The 19,336-nt window shown below is 63.8% G+C and carries 15 protein-coding genes and 1 pseudogene; 6 read left to right on the top strand and 10 right to left on the bottom strand.

Features of this window, described 5'->3' with window-relative positions:
• Positions 1-7: 7 nt before the first annotated feature.
• The 10 genes from uraD to OKW35_RS35145 all read right to left on the bottom strand — a co-directional run bounded on the left by uraD (position 8) and on the right by OKW35_RS35145 (position 9,562).
• The gene (gene uraD / locus OKW35_RS35190) at positions 8-529 is read right to left on the bottom strand and encodes a 2-oxo-4-hydroxy-4-carboxy-5-ureidoimidazoline decarboxylase (RefSeq protein WP_429405601.1); all 522 of its coding nucleotides are present in this window, start codon (positions 527-529) and stop codon (positions 8-10) included.
• Positions 526-1,476 carry an allantoinase PuuE gene (gene puuE, locus OKW35_RS35185; protein WP_429293195.1) on the bottom strand — a complete coding sequence of 317 codons (951 nt, stop codon included), beginning with the start codon at positions 1,474-1,476 and terminating at the stop codon, positions 526-528. Before puuE ends, uraD begins: the two co-directional genes overlap by 4 nt.
• Before the next feature lie 194 nt (positions 1,477-1,670).
• Positions 1,671-2,453 carry an aspartate/glutamate racemase family protein gene (locus OKW35_RS35180; RefSeq protein WP_429554465.1) on the bottom strand — a complete coding sequence of 261 codons (783 nt, stop codon included), beginning with the start codon at positions 2,451-2,453 and terminating at the stop codon, positions 1,671-1,673.
• Positions 2,454-2,501: 48 nt separating this feature from the next.
• The gene (locus OKW35_RS35175; protein ID WP_429554464.1) at positions 2,502-3,983 is read right to left on the bottom strand and encodes an NCS1 family nucleobase:cation symporter-1; all 1,482 of its coding nucleotides are present in this window, start codon (positions 3,981-3,983) and stop codon (positions 2,502-2,504) included.
• A gap of 369 nt (positions 3,984-4,352) precedes the next feature.
• Entirely contained in the window at positions 4,353-5,066 is a 714-nt protein-coding gene (locus tag OKW35_RS35170; RefSeq protein ID WP_429554463.1) for a GntR family transcriptional regulator, read from the bottom strand.
• A gap of 319 nt (positions 5,067-5,385) precedes the next feature.
• Entirely contained in the window at positions 5,386-6,312 is a 927-nt protein-coding gene (ldcA, locus tag OKW35_RS35165; RefSeq protein WP_429355696.1) for a muramoyltetrapeptide carboxypeptidase, read from the bottom strand.
• 26 nt (positions 6,313-6,338) lie between these two features.
• Complete coding sequence (tadA, locus tag OKW35_RS35160; protein ID WP_429554462.1) at positions 6,339-7,058, bottom strand: tRNA adenosine(34) deaminase TadA; 720 nt, start codon at positions 7,056-7,058, stop codon at positions 6,339-6,341.
• Positions 7,055-7,456: a DnaJ family domain-containing protein gene (locus OKW35_RS35155; RefSeq protein ID WP_429554461.1), complete on the bottom strand. Its 402-nt coding sequence runs from the start codon at positions 7,454-7,456 to the stop codon at positions 7,055-7,057. The genes tadA and OKW35_RS35155 overlap by 4 nt, the downstream gene beginning before the upstream one ends.
• 459 nt (positions 7,457-7,915) lie before the next feature.
• Positions 7,916-8,539, bottom strand: a complete 624-nt coding sequence (locus tag OKW35_RS35150; protein ID WP_429554460.1) for a 2'-5' RNA ligase family protein — start codon at positions 8,537-8,539, stop codon at positions 7,916-7,918.
• Between the two features lie 120 nt (positions 8,540-8,659).
• Positions 8,660-9,562: a LysR family transcriptional regulator gene (locus OKW35_RS35145; protein ID WP_184056838.1), complete on the bottom strand. Its 903-nt coding sequence runs from the start codon at positions 9,560-9,562 to the stop codon at positions 8,660-8,662.
• A gap of 125 nt (positions 9,563-9,687) precedes the next feature.
• Between OKW35_RS35145 and OKW35_RS35140 the strand changes: the two genes are divergently transcribed.
• The 6 genes and pseudogenes from OKW35_RS35140 (at position 9,688) to OKW35_RS35115 (ending at position 19,252) form a co-directional block, all read left to right on the top strand.
• On the top strand, positions 9,688-10,971 hold the full coding sequence (locus tag OKW35_RS35140; protein WP_429360902.1) for an MFS transporter: 1,284 nt from the start codon (positions 9,688-9,690) through the stop codon (positions 10,969-10,971).
• 51 nt (positions 10,972-11,022) lie between these two features.
• The gene (locus OKW35_RS35135; protein WP_429554459.1) at positions 11,023-12,003 is read left to right on the top strand and encodes an amidohydrolase family protein; all 981 of its coding nucleotides are present in this window, start codon (positions 11,023-11,025) and stop codon (positions 12,001-12,003) included.
• Between the two features lie 583 nt (positions 12,004-12,586).
• A complete protein-coding gene (locus OKW35_RS35130) occupies positions 12,587-14,047 on the top strand; it encodes a DUF3375 domain-containing protein (protein WP_429554458.1) in 1,461 nt (486 codons plus the stop codon).
• Between the two features lie 2 nt (positions 14,048-14,049).
• Positions 14,050-14,707 (top strand): annotated as a pseudogene (locus tag OKW35_RS35125) (DUF4194 domain-containing protein).
• Positions 14,700-18,071, top strand: coding sequence for an ATP-binding protein (locus tag OKW35_RS35120; protein WP_429554457.1), 3,372 nt, complete (start codon positions 14,700-14,702; stop codon positions 18,069-18,071). Before OKW35_RS35125 ends, OKW35_RS35120 begins: the two are co-directional and overlap by 8 nt.
• Positions 18,068-19,252, top strand: coding sequence for a DUF3322 domain-containing protein (locus OKW35_RS35115; RefSeq protein ID WP_429554456.1), 1,185 nt, complete (start codon positions 18,068-18,070; stop codon positions 19,250-19,252). The genes OKW35_RS35120 and OKW35_RS35115 overlap by 4 nt, the downstream gene beginning before the upstream one ends.
• Positions 19,253-19,336: the final 84 nt, after the last annotated feature.

The raw sequence follows: 19,336 nt of genomic DNA, 5'->3' as shown, positions 1-19,336 counted from the left end.
GTGCGCGTCACGCGCCGATCAGGTCGTCGAGCCGCAAACGTGCAATGCGATAGATCTGATCGAGGCTCGCGCGCAGTTCGTCGGCGCGGCTGTTGTTCACGCGCGATTCGAAGTCCGCGATGATGCCGTGGCGGTCGTAGCCGCGCACCGCGAGAATGAACGGAAAACCGAATTTCTCGCGATACGCGAGATTGAGCGCATGCAGCTTGTCGAACTCTTCCTGCGTGCATTGCGCGAGACCCGCGCCGCTTTGCTCGCGCGTCGACTCGGCGGTCAGCTCGCCGCGCACCGCGGCCTTGCCGGCCAGCTCCGGGTGCGCGTTGATCAGCGCGAGCTGCTTGTCCTCGCCAGACGTTTCGACGATCTGCGACATCCTGCGATGCAGCTCGTCGATGCTCGCGAACGGCCGCTCCCGCGCCGCGACTTCGGCGACCCACGGCGAGTGCTCGAAGATGCCCGACAGCGCCGCGACGAACGCGTCGGTCGAGATACTGTTGAGTTGGTCCAGGGTGTATTGCATCGCCTTCATGCCGCAGCCTCGCGGTTGTCTTGCTGGTAAGGATGAGTTTCGTGCCAGTGCCGGGCGATATCGACGCGCCGCGACACCCACACGCGATCGTGCTGTTCGATGTGATCGAGAAAACGCTGCAGCGCCCGGAAACGCCCCGGCCGCCCGAGCAGCCGGCAGTGCATGCCGATCGACAGCATCTTCGGCACTTCGTCGCCCTCTTCGTACAGCACGTCGAACGCGTCGCGCAGGTAGGTGAAGAAGTGGTCCGCGGTGTTGAAGCCTTGCGGGGTGGCGAAGCGCATGTCGTTGGTGTCGAGCGTGTACGGCACGATCAGCTGCGGCACGGTCTTGCCGCCCGCCACCTCGACGTCCATCCAGAACGGCAGGTCGTCGCCGTAGTAATCGGAGTCGTACAGGAAGCCGCCATATTCGGCGACCAGCCGATGGGTATTCGGACTGTCGCGGCCGGTGTACCAGCCGAGCGGCCGCACGCCGGTCACGCGCTCGATCGCCTCCATGCCGAGGCGCATGTGCTGCGCTTCCTGCTCCGGCGACATGTCCTGATAGTGAATCCAGCGATAGCCGTGGCACGCGATCTCATGTCCGAGTTCGACGAACGCCCGCGCAACTTCTGGATGCCGTTCGATCGCCATGCCGACGCCGAACACCGTCAGCGGCAGGTCGCGCCTTTCGAATTCGCGCAGGATGCGCCATACGCCCGCGCGCGAGCCGTATTCGTAGATCGACTCCATGCTCATGTGCCGCGCCGGATACGCCGCCGCGCCCACGATCTCCGACAGGAACTGCTCGGAAGCGGGATCGCCGTGCAGCACACAGTTTTCGCCGCCCTCTTCGTAATTGAGGACGAATTGCACCGCAACGCGCGCTCGCCCCGGCCAGTTCGGATGCACCGGGTGGCGGCCGTAGCCGATCAGATCGCGCGGGTAGTTCGGGTCGAGTGGCATGGTTTGACGGATGCGTAGTGACGAGACCAGGAATGCGCGTGAACGCGGTTCGAAACCCCTCGGCAACGGTGCGGGGTTCACACGTGTAGCCACGCAACAGGCGGCTTCGGCGGCTGCGGAAACCGCAGCGCCGAGTTGACCAAGTGTAGCGAAAACACCCCGGTGCGCCCATACAGCCGGGCAGATAGTGCGTGTTACAGCGAGTGTATGTGCGTGTCCGCCGACTCGGCGTTTACCCGCAGCGGACCGGGGCTGAACGACGCGAGCGCGCCGTCGTAGCGCTTCGCGAGCGGCCGCGCGTAGTCGCCGCGCTTGGCCGTCGCGAGACGCAGCGTCACCAGCGCCTCGGTCCATTTGACGGCCGCCGTCACGCCTTCGATCACCGGCGCGCCGAGCGCATCCTCGATCTCCGCGCACAGTTCGGCCATGCCCGCGCAGCCGAGCACGATCGCGTCCGAGCCGTCCTCGGCGAGCGCGCGCCGGCATTCGTCGAGGATGATGCGGCGCGCCGCCGAGCCCGGCTGGTCTAGATCGAGCACGGCGACGTCGGTCGCACGCACGTTGCGGCAGAAGCGCTTCATGCCGTAGCGCTCGGCCAGATGCCAGGCCATGCCGCAGGTGCGCGCGAGCGTCGTCACGACCGAAAAGCCCGGCGCGAGCACGCTCGCCGCGTGCATCGCCGCCTCGGCGATGCCGATCACCGGGCCGCGCGCCAACTCGCGGGCCGCATAGAGACCGGGGTCGCCGAAGCACGCGATCACGTAGCCGTCACAGCCGTCCCGTTCGCCCGCCGCGACTTCGGCGAGCAGACCGGGCGTGGCGAGCGCTTCGTCGTAATAGCCCTCGATCGACGGCGGCCCCATCGTCGGATTGACGGCGATCACTTCGGTGCCGGGCGCGGCGACGTCGCGCGCGCAGCGCCCCATCGCCTCGGTCATGCGGCGCGTCGTGTTCGGATTGATCAGTTTGATACGCATGGCGACTCCTGTTCGACTCGTTATTGCAGCGACGAAAGCCAGTGAAACTCAGCGTGCGAGCATCCGGTAAAACAGCATGCCGAGTCCCGCGCCGATGAACCACGAGAAATTCGCGCAGCCGTCGAGCCCCGGCACCATCACGCAGATCACCGCGATCAGCGCGGCCGGCAGCAACGCGGCCACCGCGCGATAGTTGACGCCGTTGCGATACCAGTACGAGCCGCTCGGCGCGACCGTGTACAGATCGTCGAGCACGATCTTCTGACGCTTGACGAGGTAGAAGTCGACGATCAGGACGCCGTACAAAGGCCCGATGAAGCTGCCGAGCACGTCGAGCGTGTAGTGGATCACGGCCGGATTGTTGAACAGGTTCCACGGCGTGATGAACACCGACGCAACCGCCGCGAGCATGCCGCCCGCGCGCCAGCTGATCAGACGCGGTGCAACGTTCGAGAAGTCGAAGGCCGGCGACACGAAGTTCGCGACGATGTTGATGCCGATCGTCGCGATCGTGAAGGTCAGCGCGCCGAGAATCACGGCCATCGGATAGTCGATGCGGCCCACCGTCTCGACCGGGTCCGTAATCAGTTCGCCGAACACCGGCAGCGTGGCCGCGGTGGTGATCACCGTGACGAGCGAGAACGCGAGGAAGTTGATCGGCAGGCCCCAGAAGTTGCCGCGCTTGACGCTGCGAAAGCTCCTGCCGTAGCGCGAGAAGTCACCGAAATTCAGCATCGGTCCGGAGAAGTACGACACCACCAGCGAGATCGCCGTGATCATCACCGGTACCACTTCCATGCCGTGATATTTGACGCCGCCGAGGTTGATGCCGATGTTGCGCCAACCCGCGCGATACACCATGTAGCCGGCGAGAATGAACATCACGACGTAGACGGCTGGCCCGGCAAAGTCGATGAACTTCTTGATGGTCTCCATGCCGTGCCAGAACACCAGCGCCTGCAGTACCCACAGCAGCATGAAGCCCGCCCAGCCGAGCGTCGACAGACCGAGCAGACCATGCCGATGCACGTCCGCATACGGCAGCAGTTGCGGCACGAACTTCAGCACGACGATCACGAGCGCGCTCGACGCGAGATAGGTCTGGATGCCATACCACGCGACCGCGATCAGGCCGCGGATCACTGCGGGGACATTCGCGCCGAGCACGCCGAAGGTCGCGCGGCACGCGACCGGATACGGCACGCCGTTCAGTTGGCTCGGCTTCGCGATCAGGTTGCACAGCACGTTCACGAGCGTGATGCCGATCAGCAGCGACACCAGCACCTGCCAGCTCGTCAGGCCGAGCGCGAACAGACTTCCCGCGAATACATAACCACCCACGCTATGCACGTCCGACATCCAGAACGCGAAGATGTTGTACGCGCTCCAGTTCTGCGCGCGCAGCGGCGCGAGGTCCTTGTTGTAGAGCCGCTCGCTGTAGCCGGCCGGCATCGACGGATCGGTTTGAGCCGTGCCGTCCGGATAGTTGGAGATGGGGTGACTGCCTGGCGCTGCACTGAACTGAGCCATGATTCCTCCTTTGGATAGGGACCGTCGAAAGAGCATCGACGGACATTGCATCGGCCATGCCAGTTGCTCGCTTCTCGTCCCGCGTGGGTCGAAGAAGTCGGCGTCGTGGTTCCGGACCGTGCCGCGCGTGTCTCCGTACTGACGTACTTGTGGTTGTCGCATCGCCAGCCGCCGCGGCTTTCCGGCGATGCGTCGCTACCCGAGCTCCGTCGTCTCGCGACGGACGTGCGTGTTCAGGCCGGCGGCGCTCACGCGAGGCCGCCTGGCCGTGCATCTATCGGTTCAGTTCAATTCAGTGCGGCGCGCACCACGAACGGGCGCTCGCCTGCTGCTTGCCTCAGCCTGGGGTGGAGTCGGCTTCGGCTCTGTCTAGGTGGATGCTTCTTTCGACGCAAGCGCGCCGAATACTTCATGCAGATCCGCTGCCCCGCGCGCGGGGCGCTCCAGCATCTTCAACTCGACGCTTTGCAGATGGCGCGACATCAGCGCGGCCGCCTGCTTCGCATCGCCGGCGTCGAGCGCGGCGAGAATCGCTTCGTGGTCCTCGAACGAGCACGGGCTGCGTCCGAGCGATTCGTACAGCGCGGAAATCAGCGTGGAACGCGCGACCAGCCCGTTCAGGCAATCGCACAGCACTGAGTTGCCGGTCAGGTTCGCGAGCTCCGTATGAAACTCGCCCGACAAGCGGATCCATGCCGGAAAATCCCGCGTTTCGAATGCCTTGCGTTCCCGGCCGATCATGCCGCCGATGTTCTTCAGACGCCGCATGCCGTGTCCGCTACAGATCTTTTCGACGACGGCCAGCTCGATGATGCGGCGCATTTCGAACACCTCGTGCACCTCCTGCAACGACGGACTCGCGACGAACGCGCCACGATTCGGCTCGAGATCGACGAGGCGCTCAGTCGCCAGCTGCGACAGCGCCTGGCGGATGGGGCCGCGCTTCACACCGAATACTTCGCATAGCTGAGCTTCGGTGAGCTTCGCGCCGGGTGCCAGCCGGTGCTCGAGGATCGCCGCGCGGATGCGCTCGGCGATTGCTTCGGGCTTCGAACTGTTCGCGACGGATTCGGTGTCGGACATGATTGGCGTCTCGGTATGTTGGTCATCATAGGACGGACACAAATATTGTCAACAATTTTTGCGTCGATTTTCGACAGTTTTTGTGCTGTGTTGCGTCAGCGGAAGGCTGTGAGCCAAGCTGCGCGGCTGTCTGGCGGGAATCTTACCCGGTTTTGATAGTGCCAAGATGAGTACTGGCAGCCAGTTTTTGTCAACAAAAACTGAAAACATTGGCGATGGGTGTGGGAGGTGGTGAGTGTGGAAATGCTGACAGTTAGTTGCGTTACTGACGCAAAAAAAAGCGAGCGATCCGCCCGCCTCCGCCCCGCCCACGACGGCTTCAGCCAATGCTCGGATAGCCCGACGCCGTCAGCCTGAAGCCATGCGCATTGGCGACCAGATGCGCGGCCGCGCCGACCGGCAGCGTCACCATGTTATGAACGTGCCCGAACTGCAGCCCCGTCACGACAGGAATGCCGATCAGCGAGCGCACTTGCTCGACCATCGCGTGCAGGTCGTAGCCGTTGTCGTAGTCGTACGGCTTGCCGCCCGAGAAATCACCGAGCACGAGCGCCTTCTGCTGCGCGAGGATGCCGGCCAGATGCAGTTGATAGATCATCCGCTCGATGCGGAACGGCTGCTCGTTGACGTCCTCGACGAACAGGATTCCACCCTGCACCGGCGGCATGTACGGCGTGCCGACAAGCGACGCAACCACCGCCAGATTGCCGCCCCACAGCGTGCCCGTTACGTCGACGCTCTGCGCTTGCGGCGTGTCGCTCGCGACCGTGATGGTCGGCTGCGTCAACGCCGACCAGAAATGCCGCATCGTGAATTCGCTGAGCTGCTCGGCGCCGAAATCACTCATCAGCATCGGGCCGCCGAAGGTCTTCAAGCCGGCCCGCGCGAGCAGCGCCAGTTGGATCGCGGTGAAGTCGCTGTGACCGACCAGCGCTATCGGCTGATCGGCGAGCCGCCGCTGCAGCCCTTCGTAGTCGAGACCGTGCAGAATCCGCACCGCGCCGTAGCCGCCGCGCACGGCCAACACGACATCGGGCAGCTCACGCGATGGATCGGCGAGCCGGTTCAGATCGGCCGCGCGCTCGCCGTCGGTGCCGGCGAAGCGCTGGTAGCGGCGCTTCGCGGCCTCCTCGCCGTCGACTCGATGCCCCTGCGCACGCAGCCGATGCAGCGCGCGATGCAGCACCTCCGGATCATGCGGATAGCCGGATGGCGCAATCAGTTCGATGGTGCGAGAAGCGGTCATGGCGAGACCCGTTGGGCGTTGTTGTTTTAGAGCGGCGTGGTTGGGGGCGGTTCGCTGCTGGAGGGTGTGGCGGTGTCAACGGCCGCTTCAGCCGTTTCGTCACGCGCCGCCGCGCGGGCTGCGCGACTCGTCCGACGCCGTTCGGCAAAAAACGACCTGAGCGCGGCACCACATTCGGCTTCGAGGACGCCGCCGCTGACCGTCGCGTGATGGTTCAACTGAGGATTCGCGAACGCATCGACCACGCTGCCGCACGCGCCGGTTTTTGGATCGCGCGCGCCGAACACGACACGGGCGATGCGCGCGTGCATGATCGCGCCGGCGCACATCAGGCAAGGCTCGAGCGTCACATAGAGTTCGCAACCCGGCAGACGGTAGTTTTGGAGCGACTGCGCGGCTGCGCGCAGCGCGACCATTTCGGCGTGCGCGGACGGGTCATGCGCGCCGATCGGATGATTGAAGCCCGTGGCGATGACTTCGTCACCGCGCACGAGCACCGCGCCGACCGGTACTTCGCCGGCTGCGCGCGCTTCTTCGGCGGCGGCCTGAGCGAGCGTCATGAAGCGCAGGTCGCGTTCGGAGATGATGGGAGCGTCGGAATTTCCGGGAGGGATGGCGGCAGCGGCCATCGGGTGATCAGCCGCCGGTGCGAAGACCGCGCCGACGCAAGCGCCAACGGATTTCTCACCGGCCTCGGCTTGCGCAGAAGAGCCGATCGAGGCGGCACACGGGAGCGGCTCGTTCACTGCGAACCCGCGGCGGCCACATCGACATTGCCCACGCGCTCAGAGAGACGCTCCGCGATGCGGCGGCAATATTCGCGCGGCAGGACCATCGGGCCGCCGCGCAGCGATTCGAGCGCCATATCGAGCGCGAGCATGCGCGCCTGAAAACGGCAACGGGTCGGCTGATCGCTCACGGCATTCAGCTCCGTTTGCAGATCGCGCAACGCGCGAAGCTGCTCGACGGCGGGCGGCACGAAGCCCGCATTTTTCAGAATCCGGTTGGCGACGCGCACCTCTTCCGGCACCAACGCATCGTCGTCAAGGGCCAGCGGCGCGCCCGCTCCCGGCAAGTCGTCGAATTCTCCGCGCGCAGCGGCGGCGGCAATACGCTGTTCGACAAGCGCATCAAGCAATTTCATCTGCAATCCACAACGTTGCGGCCCGAGCATTCTATCAGGGAGCGCACGGACGCTCCGTGCTCACTTGACGGCATAAAGGCGCCGATTTGCCGGCAACCCGGCATTTGACGGTGCTTCAGCGTGGACTTAGAGTAAGTCATCAAGTCGCACAACGCGCGCGGCGCTTAACCGGCGCGGCACGCAGAGGTTCCCTCTCGTCGAATTTGACGCCGCCATGCCATTCAAACCGATCGGCCGTCCCAGTGCTCTTCCCGTCCAAGCGTCTCGGCGGATCGGCGTGCGTAGCGCGCTGGCGGCGATTACCGCGGCCGCGCTGCTTTCCGGCTGCGGCGTTTTTTGCGGTGGCGCCGCGGCGAGCGGCGGAGCCTATGCCGGGGGCTGCGGGACGAGCGTGCGGTTCTAGCCGGCGCCTCGCGAAACAGCCGCGAATTCGTTACCGAGGTGGCCTATGCCCCTCCCTCAGCTCGGCCCCACCAACGGCCAACGCGCGAGGACGACATGTCTGGTCCGTCCCAGCAGGCTGTGCATCAGCGCAAACTCGCGCACATTCCAGCACGCCGCCTCGGCCGTATGGCGCTCGATCCACTGCATCCCGTACGCCAGCGTCATGTGCGGCGTAAAACGTGCGTCGGGCTCGATGCCGTCGTCGCGCAAGCCCGCTTCGAGCGCATCGTGAAGCGCTTGCAGTCCGTGCACACCGTGCTCGCCCACCAGCACCGCCGGCCCATGCCGCGGCCTTTTCGCGAAGCTGGCGACCGCGTCGAATTCGACCGTAAATGGCGCCATGCTGACCGCCGCGGCCGCCCGTTTCGCCGCCTCGACCACATTCGCCGGCAAGCCGCCCGCGAAATTGCCGAGATGCCTGAGCGTGACGTGCAAGCGGTTCGCCGCGAGCGGTTTGCCGCGCACGCCGCTGTGCCCGCCGCTACGCACGCCGCTGCGCATGCGTGCCTCCGCACAAAGCTGCTGCGCGAACTTCGCGATACCGGCCGCGGTATTGGCATCGGGATAGACCGCGAAAAAGAGCCCGTCGGTGGGCGGAGACGGCGCCTCGAGCCCGGGCAACCACAGTTGTTCAGGCATCGCGCCTCGTTCCTTCGCTGATTCTTTCCGTCGATGCGCACACCGCCGCACAAGCGGCCCATTGCAGTCATGATACTGTATATTCATACAGTATGACAGGCCGTGTGCAACTGCGACGCGCTACAGATCGGCCGGCTTGCCGATGCGTTTGTACCAAAGCTCGATAAACGACTCGGCCGCCGGCGACAGCGAATGCTCGGCGCGTCGGATCAGATTCACGTCGCGTGTGACGAGCGGCGCTTCGAGCCTGCGCGCGACCAGATCGCGATGTGGAAACGACCCGAGCAGAATGCCCGGAAAAATCGCGATGCCGAGACCGGCCTGCACCATCGAAAGCCCGGTCGTCATATAGGACACTTCGTACTCGACCGCCTTGCGCATGCCGAGCGTGAACAACGTTTCGTCGATCAACTTGCGGATGCCGCTCGTCGACTTGATGCCGAGCCACGGATACTGCAGCGCATCCTTCCAGCTCACACGCCGCTTTTTCGCGAGTGCCGAATCCTTGCGGCAGATCGCGCACAAGTTGTCGCGCGCGAGGCATTGCAGCGTGATGCCCTCGGGGCGCTCGCTGATCGTGCCGATGCCGAACTCGACGTCGCCCGTCAGCGTCGACGCGGTCAGGCGATCGGGCGCGGCGTCGTCGACCGAGACCTCGATATTCGGGTACAGCGCGCGATATTCGGCGAGCAGTTTCGGCACGATCGCCGCCGCGATCGACGGCGTCGCCGCGAAGCGCAGCCGACCGCGCTCGCGCCCGGCCAGCTCCTTCACGCTCGACTGGATCGACTCGAGATCACGCAGCATCCGCTCGACGGTCGGCAGGATTTCATGCGCGGCCGCGGTCGGCCGCAACGAGCGCGACGTGCGGTCGAACAGCCGCAGGCCGAGCGCCACCTCCATTTGCCGGATCAATACGCTGACCGCGGGCTGGGTGATGAACATCTCGTCGGCAGCGCGCGTCAGCACGCCGAAACGGCAGACGAGCGCGAATGCACGCAACTGTTTGATGGTTGGAGTCATGGAAGCGCAATCATAAAGTTACTTTATGGGACCATTGATTTTGTTCGATTGTTTTCATTCGGACAGTACCCTACATTGCTCTCCTACGCAGCGCACAGCCGTTCAAAAAACGACAGGAGACAGTCGTGACAGCAATCGATTCGCGCAAACGCTTGATCGGCGCAATGGCGTCGACGCTCGGCAATGTGCTCGAGTGGTACGACTTCGTCGTGTTCGGGTTTCTGTCGATCATCATCGCGAAGCAGTTCTTCCCCAGCCACAGCGAGTACGCCGCGCTGATGCTCACCACGGCGACGTTCGGCGCGGGCTTCGTCGTGCGGCCGCTCGGCGGGATTCTGCTGGGCATGTACGCGGACCGCAAAGGCCGCAAGGCAGGCCTCACGCTCGTCATCGCGATGATGACGGTGGCCGCCGCGATGATCGCGCTCACCCCCGGCTTCCAGCAGATCGGCCTGATCGCGCCGGCGATCGTGCTGTGCGCGCGTCTGTTGCAGGGCATTTCGGCCGGCGGCGAATTCGGCACCGCGACCGCGATGTTGATCGAATATGCACCGACAGCGCGCCGCAATCTGTATGGCAGCTGGCAGATGTTCGCGCAGGCCCTGGGCGCGTTGCTCGCGGTCGCGATGGGCAGCGCGCTCACGCATCTGTTCACGCATGAGGCGCTCGAGTCGTGGGCATGGCGCATTCCGTTCCTGCTTGGTCTGCTGATCGGCCCGGTCGGCTTCTATATCCGCCGCAACCTGCCCGAAACCGAGGCGTTCCAGAAGCTTGGCGCGCGTGTGAAGGTGCCGTTCTCGCGCGTCGTGATGCACTATCCGCGCGAGTTGTTCGTCGCGACCGCGCTGTCGGCCGCGCTCAACGTGATGGCCTACGTGATCATCACGTATCTGCCGATTTACGCGGTGCAGAACCTGCATATGCCGGTGACGCTGCCGTTTTCCGTGCTGCTCGCGAGCGTGCTGCTGCGCGTGGTGACGATTCCTCTATTCGGTCATCTCGCGGATCGCATCGGCGGCGAGCGCATGATTCGCGTCGCGCTCGCGCTGTTTCTCGTCGTGCTGTACCCCGCTTACTACTGGATCGTCAACGCGCCGTCGTTCGCGTCGATCATGTCCGTCGAACTCGGCTTCGCGCTGCTGATCAGCGCGTCGAACGCGCCGATTCCGACCGCGCTCGCCGGCCTGTTTCCGACCGAAGTGCGCTCGACCGGCCTCGCGATCTCGTACAACATCGGCGCGGCCGTTTTCGGCGGCTTCTCGCCGATGGTGCTGACGTGGCTGCTGCACGTGACTGGCAACAACATGATGCCTGCGCATTTCTGCGCGGTGTTCTTCGCGCTCGGCCTGATCGGCGCGTTCATGCTGAAACGCCGCGCCGCGCCGGTGAACGAGTTCGCCACCCAGTAGCCCGCTCATCCCCGTTTTCCTCTTACCCGCACTTTCTCCGGGAGATCCCGCATGCCTGTCATTGACGTTCATACGCACATCTTCACGCACAAATGGCTCGAACTGCTGCGGCAGCGCGGCGGTGCGTACAACATTCAGACGCGCCCCGACGGTCAGCAGGAAGTGTTTCGCGGCAACACGCCGGTCGTGATTCCGCAAAAAGGCCACTTCGATTTCGACATGCGGATCCGCCAGATGGATGAATCGGGCATCGATATTTCGGTCGTGTCGCTGACCTGCCCGAACGTGTACTGGGGCGATCAGGCAACCAGTTGCCTCGCCGCGCGCGAATCGAACGACACGATCGCCGAAGCACAGGCCAGATATCCCGGCCGCATCCGCTGGTTCACGTCGCTGCCGTGGGAATATCCGGAAGCGGCGCTCGAAGAACTGCACCGCACCTGCGAGAACGGCGCGAGCGGCGTGATGGTGCTCGCGAACATCGCGGGACGCAGCCTCACCGATCCGATGTTCGCGCCGATCTGGGCCGAGATCGACCGTCGCGCGTTGCCGGTGCTCGTGCATCCGACCGATCCGCCCGGCGTCGATCTGATGGACATGACGAAGTTCGATCTGAGCTGGGCGGTCGGTTTCATGTTCGACACGACGCTCGCCATCACGCGCATGATCTTCGAAGGCTTCTTCGATCAGTATCCGAATCTGAAGCTCATCGCGTCACATGCGGGCGGCGCGTTGCCTTATCTGGCGGGCCGCTTCGAGAAAGGCAACGAGGTCGAGATCCCGCAACGTCGCAAGATGAAGCGCAAGCCGATCGATTATCTGCGCCATATCTACTACGACTGCATCACGTACAGCCCGGCGTCGTTCGAATTTCTCGTCTCGGTGGTCGGCGCGGATCGCGTGATGTTCGGCACCGACTGGCCGCATCAGGTGTACGACATTCGCGGCGCGTTCGCCAACACCGCGCGTCTGCCGAAGGAGCAATGCGACGCGATCCGCGGCAACAACGCGCTGCGGGTCTTCGGGTTCTGACGCGAGTCGCGGCGGCAGCTACCTGCCAGGAACCGTCAGCTGGTCGCCACCTACGCGGCGCTGCTCGACGATCTGATCGCGCGAGCGCCGCGGTAGTCGTCGCGCGCGGTGCAAGGGCGAGGTGTCGTTGCGAGAACAGAATTGCCAGCGTATCCCGGCGCATCAGGTCCTCCGATCGTGCCGGTACGTGCGGGGCGTCCAATCACTCCCACTCGATCGTCAATCAGCCGGCTGGAGCCTTGTGGGAACGGCGTTTCCGCCTGGTCACGCGGCGTCGATGCCGTCAGTCATACCGAAATTCTGGCTCGGCAGTTAATGGCTTCCATTGCACGGCATTGGACAATCGGCACCCGCTCCGTTAAAAAAGCCAGCAAGACCGAGCATCTGAAGCCGATTCGATACCGTCGTCGATACCGTGAGCGAACCCCTGCGCGGGCGTCCACGTACACCGCCAGAAACACCGTGAGACTCATTCCAGAGCGGAGCCTTGCAAAATTGGGATGATAGTCGGAGTAGGATACTGGCCTTTTGAGCCAAAGTTCGGCGATCTCCTCAGGGGTGCCGAACCCGTCATCTCGCACCGATGCCCCTCGACTACCCTACCCTCGATGCGCTGCGCACGCGCCATCCCGCTTGGCGCCTGTTACGCTCCGACCACGCGCCGCTCGCTGTCAGCTTCCTGCACCGCGTGTTCGTCGCGCCAAACGTGCGCGTGGTGGCGGCTCCGCTTCTTGCCGAAGCACTCGAAGATGAGCTTTACGCGTTGCGCGAACAACTCGGCGATGACGCCTTCCCGAAGCCGGCGCTCGAGTATCTGAACGACTGGGCCAGCCCTGAAAAGGGATGGTTGCGCAAGTACTATCGCCAAGGTTCCGATGAACCGCAGTTCGACCTGACACCCGCCACGGAGAAAGCGATCGCGTGGCTCGGCACGCTGACGGAACGCAGCTTTGTCGGCACGGAATCGAGGCTCTTGACACTTTTCGAGCTGCTGCGGCAGATGGGCGAAGGCAGCGAGGCGGACCCCGAAAAGCGTCTTGCCGAGCTCCACACGCGGCGCGGCCAGATCGATGAAGAAATCGCCCGCGTGGAGGCCGGTGACGTTCGGCTGCTCGACGATGCCGCGCTCAAGGACCGCTTTCAGCAATTCATGCAAATGGCGCGCGACCTGCTCACGGATTTCCGTGAAGTCGAACAAAACTTTCGGCTGCTGGACCGACATGTGCGCGAGCGAATCGCGCTCTGGGAAGGATCGAAGGGTGCGCTCATCGAGGAAATCATGGGCGAGCGCGACGCGATCGCCGATTCGGACCAGGGCAGCAGCTTCCGGGCGTTTTGGGACTTCCTGATGTCGAGCCGCCGTCAAGAGGAACTCTCGAAACGGCTCGAGCGCGTGCTGGCGCTGCCGGCGGTCATGGAAATGAGGCCCGACGCGCGCACGCGGCGCGTCCACTATGACTGGCTGGAAGCCGGCGAGCATACGCAGCGCACGGTAGCTCAGCTCTCGCAGCAGCTTCGACGCTTCCTCGACGATCAAGCGTGGCTCGAAAACCGCCGCATCATGGACATTCTGCGCGGTATCGAAACGAAAGCGCTTGCGCTGCGCGAAGGGCCCCCACCAGGCTCCGTCATGGAGATCGAGACCGCATCCACTGACATCGAGCTGCCGATGGAACGCCCGCTTTACGCGCCGGCGCTGCGCCCTCTCATTGCCAACGTCTCAATCGAAACCGGTGAGGCGAACCTCGATGCCTCGGCACTCTACACGCAGATCGTCGTCGATCGCGCGCGCCTCGCAGGCCATATCCGTCGATGCCTGCAAGATCGGCCGCAAGTGACGCTAGCCGAACTGACCGCTTCGCAGCCTCTCGAGCATGGGCTCGCCGAGCTCGTCGCCTATTTGCAACTGAGCGCCGAAGCTGGATCATTTCGCGCGACCGTCGACGAGACCATTTCCGATACGATCGAGTGGCAGGCGAACGACGCCAACGGAACACCAATCATTAAGCGCACGACGATGCCGCGTGTGATTTTCACAAGGTAGAGATGACGGAAGAACAGCAAGCCTCGTCGCCTGGTCGAGGTGATTTGTCGACAGTTGCCATCGCGCTGCTCAAGGGCGTGGTTTATCGTGATGGAAACGAGCGCCTCTGGGCCGCACTGCTCGAATTGCAGACGCACGCGCGCGACTACGTCGCCGTGCTTGGCCTCGAGCTCGTCGTGGACGAGGCGGAAGGCTACGCCTTCGTAAAAAGCCGCGCCGCGCATGACGCCGAAGTCGATGGGGAACAGGCTCAGCTACCCCGGCTCGTTGCCCGGCGTCCACTCTCGTTCCCCGTGAGCCTGCTGCTCGCGCTGCTGCGAAAGAAGCTGGCGGAATGGGATGCTGGCGGCGGCGACACGCGGCTCGTCCTTGCGCGCGAGGACATCGTCGAGCTCGTACGCGTATTCCTTCCCGCGAGCACCACACGAGGCGCGCCTGGTCGATCAAATCGATACACACGTGAACAAGATCGTCGAGCTCGGCTTCCTACGCCGGATGAAGACCACGAGCGGACCGCCCACATTCGAGGTGCGGCGCATTCTCAAGGCGTTCGTCGATGCGCAATGGCTGCTCGATTTCGACGCGCGGCTCGCGAGCTATCGGGCGCACCACCTTCAAGATTCGACGGTTTCTGACCAACAGGAGAGTCGCGATGAATGAGCCGCGCACGCTCGGCCTCGATTTTGCCGTCGACGACGCCCTGACGGGCTTTCGCCTCGAGCGGCTCGAGGTTTTCAATTGGGGAACCTTCGACCAACGAGTCTGGGTGCTGCGGGTCGATGGCCGCAACGGCCTGCTGACAGGAGACATCGGCTCCGGAAAGTCGACGCTCGTCGACGCCATCACCACCCTCCTCGTGCCCGCGCAGCGCATCGCCTACAACAAGGCGGCAGGCGCGGACAGCAAGGAACGTACGTTACGCTCGTATGTGCTTGGCTACTACAAGTCGGAGCGCAACGAGGTCACGGGGACGGCCAGGCCCGTGAGCCTGCGCGACCATAACAGCTATTCGGTGGTTTTGGGCGTGTTTCGTAACGCCGGGTACGATGCCACAGTCACACTCGCGCAGGTGTTCTGGATGAAAGACGCACACGCTCAACCCGCGCGATTCTTCGTCTGTGCCGAACGCGACCTCTCGATCGCCGCTGACTTCTCGCGCTTCGGCACCGACATCGCACAGCTGCGCAAAAAGCTGCGCGGGCTGGGTGCCGAAATCGAGGACACATTTCCGAAATACAGCGCCTGGTTCCGGCGGCGCTTTGGAATCGAAAACGAGCAAGCGCTCGAGCTCTTCCATCAAACGGTATCGATGAAATCGGTGGGCAATCTCACCGACTTCGTACGCAGCCACATGCTTGAGCCGTTCGACGTCGCACCGCGCGTCGACGCACTGATCACGCACTTCGACGATCTGAATCGCGCGCACGAGGCGGTACTGAAAGCCAAGCGCCAGGTGGAACTGCTGACACCGCTCGTCGACGACTGCGATCGCCACAGCGAGCAAGGACACGTTCTCGAAGGCTGGCGAGCGTGCCGTGAAGCACTGAAACCCTACTTCGCCGGGCTCAAGCTCGGCCTCATCGAGCGCCGCCTCCAATTGCTCGACGAGGACCACGCGCGTGCAATATCACGCAAGGCGCGGCACGAAGAAGCGCGCGACCAGGCGCGCCAGCGCGTGGACGATTTGCGCCGCGCCGTGGCCGAGCAAGGCGGCGATCGCATCGCGCAACTCGAGGTCGAAATCCGCCAGCACGAGCGAGAAAGCGCGCGTCGCCGCGAACGCGCGCAACGCTATGCCGCCATCGTTACGCTGCTCGGCGAAACCGAGGCCACGGATGAGGCCGCATTCGCTTCCCAACGCCAACGTCTGGCCGAGCGGCGCAGCTCGCTCGTCGACGACGAAGCGCAAGAGCAAAATGCGATTACCGAATGGAGCGTGGCCTTTCGCGAAGGGAAAGCGCAGCGTGATCTGCTAGAGGACGAAATCGCGAGCCTGAAAGCTCGACGTAACAACATCCCGAAGGAACAAGTCGCGATGCGGGCGAGCCTATGCTCGGCGCTCGGTCTGGAGGAAGACGCCCTGCCGTTCGCCGGCGAACTCATTCAGGTGCAAGAGGATGCGCGCGATTGGGAGGGCGCCGCCGAGCGCGTCCTGCACAACTTCGGCCTGTCGCTGCTCGTGCCCGACGAGCACTATGCGAACGTCGCGGCGTGGGTCGATCGCACTCATCTCCGGGGGCGGCTCGTCTACTTTCGCGTGCGCTCTGAACGCGCCGCGCGCGCAGCCGAGGCCATCGAGCTACACCGCCACTCGCTCGCGCACAAACTCGCGATCAAGCCCGATTCGCTGTTCTATGGCTGGCTCGAGCGCGAAATCGGCCGCCGGTTCGACTATGCATGCTGCGATACGCAGGAGCAGTTTCGGCGCGAGATGCGCGCGATCACGCGTGCGGGCCAGGCGAAAGCGCTTGGCGAGCGCCACGAAAAAGACGACCGCCGCGCGCTTGACGATCGCAGCCGCTACGTGCTGGGTTGGAGCAACACGGCCAAAATTGCCGCCCTCGAAGCCCAACGGCGAGCGCTCGAGGTTCGGCTTGGCGAGATCGGACAGAAGCTTGAAGAAGCTCAAAGCGAGCACGCGAAGGTGCGCGAGCAGCTCGAAGCGCTTGCGCGCATCGGCGAGTTCGTCGACTTCCGCGACATCGACTGGGGAAGCTGCGCGACCGCGATCGCACGTCTGGCAGACGAAAAAGCCCGCCTCGAAGCGGCAAGCGACGCCCTCGCGGAGCTAACGGCCCAATTGGACTCGGCGCAAGCGTCGTTGACAGAGAGTGAAGCGGCGATCTCGGAAACCGACTCGGAACTGGGCGGTATCCTGGCCAGGCGGGAGGCAGCGCAAACGTTGCGCGACGAGACGCACGCGCTCGTTGCGCAAGTGAATGCCGAACTTGCCGAGCGAATCGAGGCGCTGCGAGCGGAGATTCTCGGCGAACACCAGCTTTCCGTCGAGTCATGCGACAACCGCGAGCGGGACGTGCGAGAGACGTTGACAACCCGTATCGACAACGAAACGAAGTCGCTCGGCCGCCTTGCCGAAAAAATCGTCAAGGCCATGGCGGCCTTCAAGGATGCCTACAAGCTCGAAACGGCCGACTTCGATGCGAGCCTCGACGCGACCTCAGAGTACCGTGACATGCTCGCGCGGCTGCAAGCGGACGATCTGCCGCGCTTCGAAGCGCGTTTCAAAGAGCTGCTCAACGTCAATACGATCAACGAGATCGCCAACTTCCACGGCCAGCTCGCCCGCGAACGGCAAACGATCAAGGAACGTATCGAACGCATCAACGAATCGTTGCGACAAATCGACTACAACGCGGGCCGATACATCGTCCTCGAGAGTCAGTCCAGCCCCGACGCGGAGATCCGCGAATTCCAGAGCGACCTGCGTGCTTGCACCGAGGGCGAACTCACCGGCTCGGACGATAGCCAATACTCGGAGACCAAGTTCCTGCAAGTCAAACGGATCATTGACCGCTTCCGCGGCCGCGAAGGGTTGACCGAGCAGGACCGGCGCTGGCGCGCCAAAGTGACCGACGTGCGCAACTGGTTTCTGTTCGCCGCCAGCGAGCGTTGGCGTGAGGACGACAGCGAATACGAGCACTATTCGGACTCGGGCGGTAAATCGGGCGGCCAGAAGGAAAAACTCGCCTATACGATCCTTGCCGCGAGTCTCGCCTATCAGTTCGGCCTCGAATGGGGCGCCGTGCGTTCTCGATCGTTCCGCTTCGTCGTCATCGACGAGGCGTTTGGACGAGGCTCCGACGAATCGGCGCAATACGGTCTCACATTGTTTCAAAAACTGAACCTGCAATTGCTGATCGTCACGCCGCTGCAGAAGATTCACATCATCGAGCCGTTCGTTTCGAGCGTCGGATTCGTTCAGAACGAGGGCGGACGCGCCTCGAAGCTGCGCAACCTGTCGATCGAGGAGTACCGCGCGCGCAAGGCGGAGTTCGAGCAATGAATTGGACCACGACCGCCGAACTGCGCGTTCGCCTCCAGCGCCTATGGGAGCGTGGCGAATGGCTGCGGAGCCTCGTAGACGGCACCGAGGGGCTGTTCCCACTACGTCTAACGATAAAAGGCCCGAGCTCGTCCGAATTGGCCGAACGCTTCGACGCGGTACGCGCATGGATCGCGGAGATTGCCGCGACACCGCGCGTACGCATCGAATGGCGAGAAATCAATCATCGCATTCTCGGCCTGCAGCGTTTGCCACAAGCAGCTTGGGTGGACAGTCTGGACGATGCGCTCGCGGTCGCCGGCAAGCGCCGCGACGCAGCGCAGTTCGAGCGGCTGCTCGAAATCACACGCTCGCGCCAGCCGAAGCTCACCACGTGGCTTGCGCAGCGCCCGTTGCAAGCACTCGAATTCGCAGGCGATTGGGAACGACTGCTGGCAGTCGTCGATTGGCTGCAAGCACATCCGCAGCCGGGCGTATATCTTCGCCAGGCCGAAATCGCCAACGTCGACACGAAATTCATCGAGGCGCGGCGCGGCGTCCTCGCCCAATGGCTCGATCTCGTGCTGCCGTCGGAGTCAATCGACAGCAGCCGGACAGCCGCCGCCCAATTCGCTGCTCGCTACGGGTTCCGCGAGAAGCCGCCTCGGATTCGATTTCGCGCGCTCGATGACAGGCTCGCCGTTCTGCCTGGCATGGGCCGGCCCGACATCGCACTCGACGCTGACAGCTTCGCGCGCCTCACACTGCCATGCCGCCACGTGTTCATTACGGAAAACGAGATAAATTTTTTGGCGTTTCCCGACGTTCCACAGTCGATCGTGCTCTTCGGGGCGGGCTACGGTTGGGAAGCTCTCGAGCCGGCGCGATGGCTCACGGACTGTGCGCTCCACTACTGGGGCGACATCGACACGCACGGCTTCGCCATTCTCGATCAATTGCGCAGCCGGCTCCCGCATGTTGGATCGTTCTTGATGGACCGCGCGACGCTGGTGGCGCATGAAGCGTTCTGGGGAGAAGAAGGCGATCAGGTCACGCGCGATCTGCCGCGGCTCACTGCCAGAGAGCGGGAACTCTTCGATGACCTCCGCGACAACCGGATTCGCCATGGATTGCGGCTCGAGCAGGAGCGCGTGGGATTCGGGTGGGTCAGGGCGGCGCTCGAAGAGCGGGCTTGCGCTTAGAACTTCCCCATCTCACCGCCAGGTACAACTCGAATACGACTCGAAGCAGGCCGCCTCGAAGATGCCTGCCCCGACTCCCACGTT

It is taken from the genome of Paraburkholderia sp. MM5477-R1 (assembly GCF_050436385.1).
Lineage (GTDB): Bacteria > Pseudomonadota > Gammaproteobacteria > Burkholderiales > Burkholderiaceae > Paraburkholderia > Paraburkholderia tuberum.
This window is presented reverse-complemented; position numbering and strand designations above follow the sequence as displayed.

Coding starts and splice junctions, on each gene's coding strand:
- OKW35_RS35155 (WP_429554461.1), bottom strand. CDS start 7,456: ATGAAATTGCTTGATGCGCTTGTCGAACAGCGTATTGCCGCCGCCGCT.
- uraD (WP_429405601.1), bottom strand. CDS start 529: ATGAAGGCGATGCAATACACCCTGGACCAACTCAACAGTATCTCGACC.
- OKW35_RS35130 (WP_429554458.1), top strand. CDS start 12,587: ATGCCCCTCGACTACCCTACCCTCGATGCGCTGCGCACGCGCCATCCC.
- OKW35_RS35115 (WP_429554456.1), top strand. CDS start 18,068: ATGAATTGGACCACGACCGCCGAACTGCGCGTTCGCCTCCAGCGCCTA.
- ldcA (WP_429355696.1), bottom strand. CDS start 6,312: ATGACCGCTTCTCGCACCATCGAACTGATTGCGCCATCCGGCTATCCG.
- OKW35_RS35175 (WP_429554464.1), bottom strand. CDS start 3,983: ATGGCTCAGTTCAGTGCAGCGCCAGGCAGTCACCCCATCTCCAACTAT.
- puuE (WP_429293195.1), bottom strand. CDS start 1,476: ATGCCACTCGACCCGAACTACCCGCGCGATCTGATCGGCTACGGCCGC.
- OKW35_RS35170 (WP_429554463.1), bottom strand. CDS start 5,066: ATGTCCGACACCGAATCCGTCGCGAACAGTTCGAAGCCCGAAGCAATC.
- OKW35_RS35150 (WP_429554460.1), bottom strand. CDS start 8,539: ATGCCTGAACAACTGTGGTTGCCCGGGCTCGAGGCGCCGTCTCCGCCC.
- OKW35_RS35135 (WP_429554459.1), top strand. CDS start 11,023: ATGCCTGTCATTGACGTTCATACGCACATCTTCACGCACAAATGGCTC.
- OKW35_RS35180 (WP_429554465.1), bottom strand. CDS start 2,453: ATGCGTATCAAACTGATCAATCCGAACACGACGCGCCGCATGACCGAG.
- OKW35_RS35120 (WP_429554457.1), top strand. CDS start 14,700: ATGAATGAGCCGCGCACGCTCGGCCTCGATTTTGCCGTCGACGACGCC.
- OKW35_RS35145 (WP_184056838.1), bottom strand. CDS start 9,562: ATGACTCCAACCATCAAACAGTTGCGTGCATTCGCGCTCGTCTGCCGT.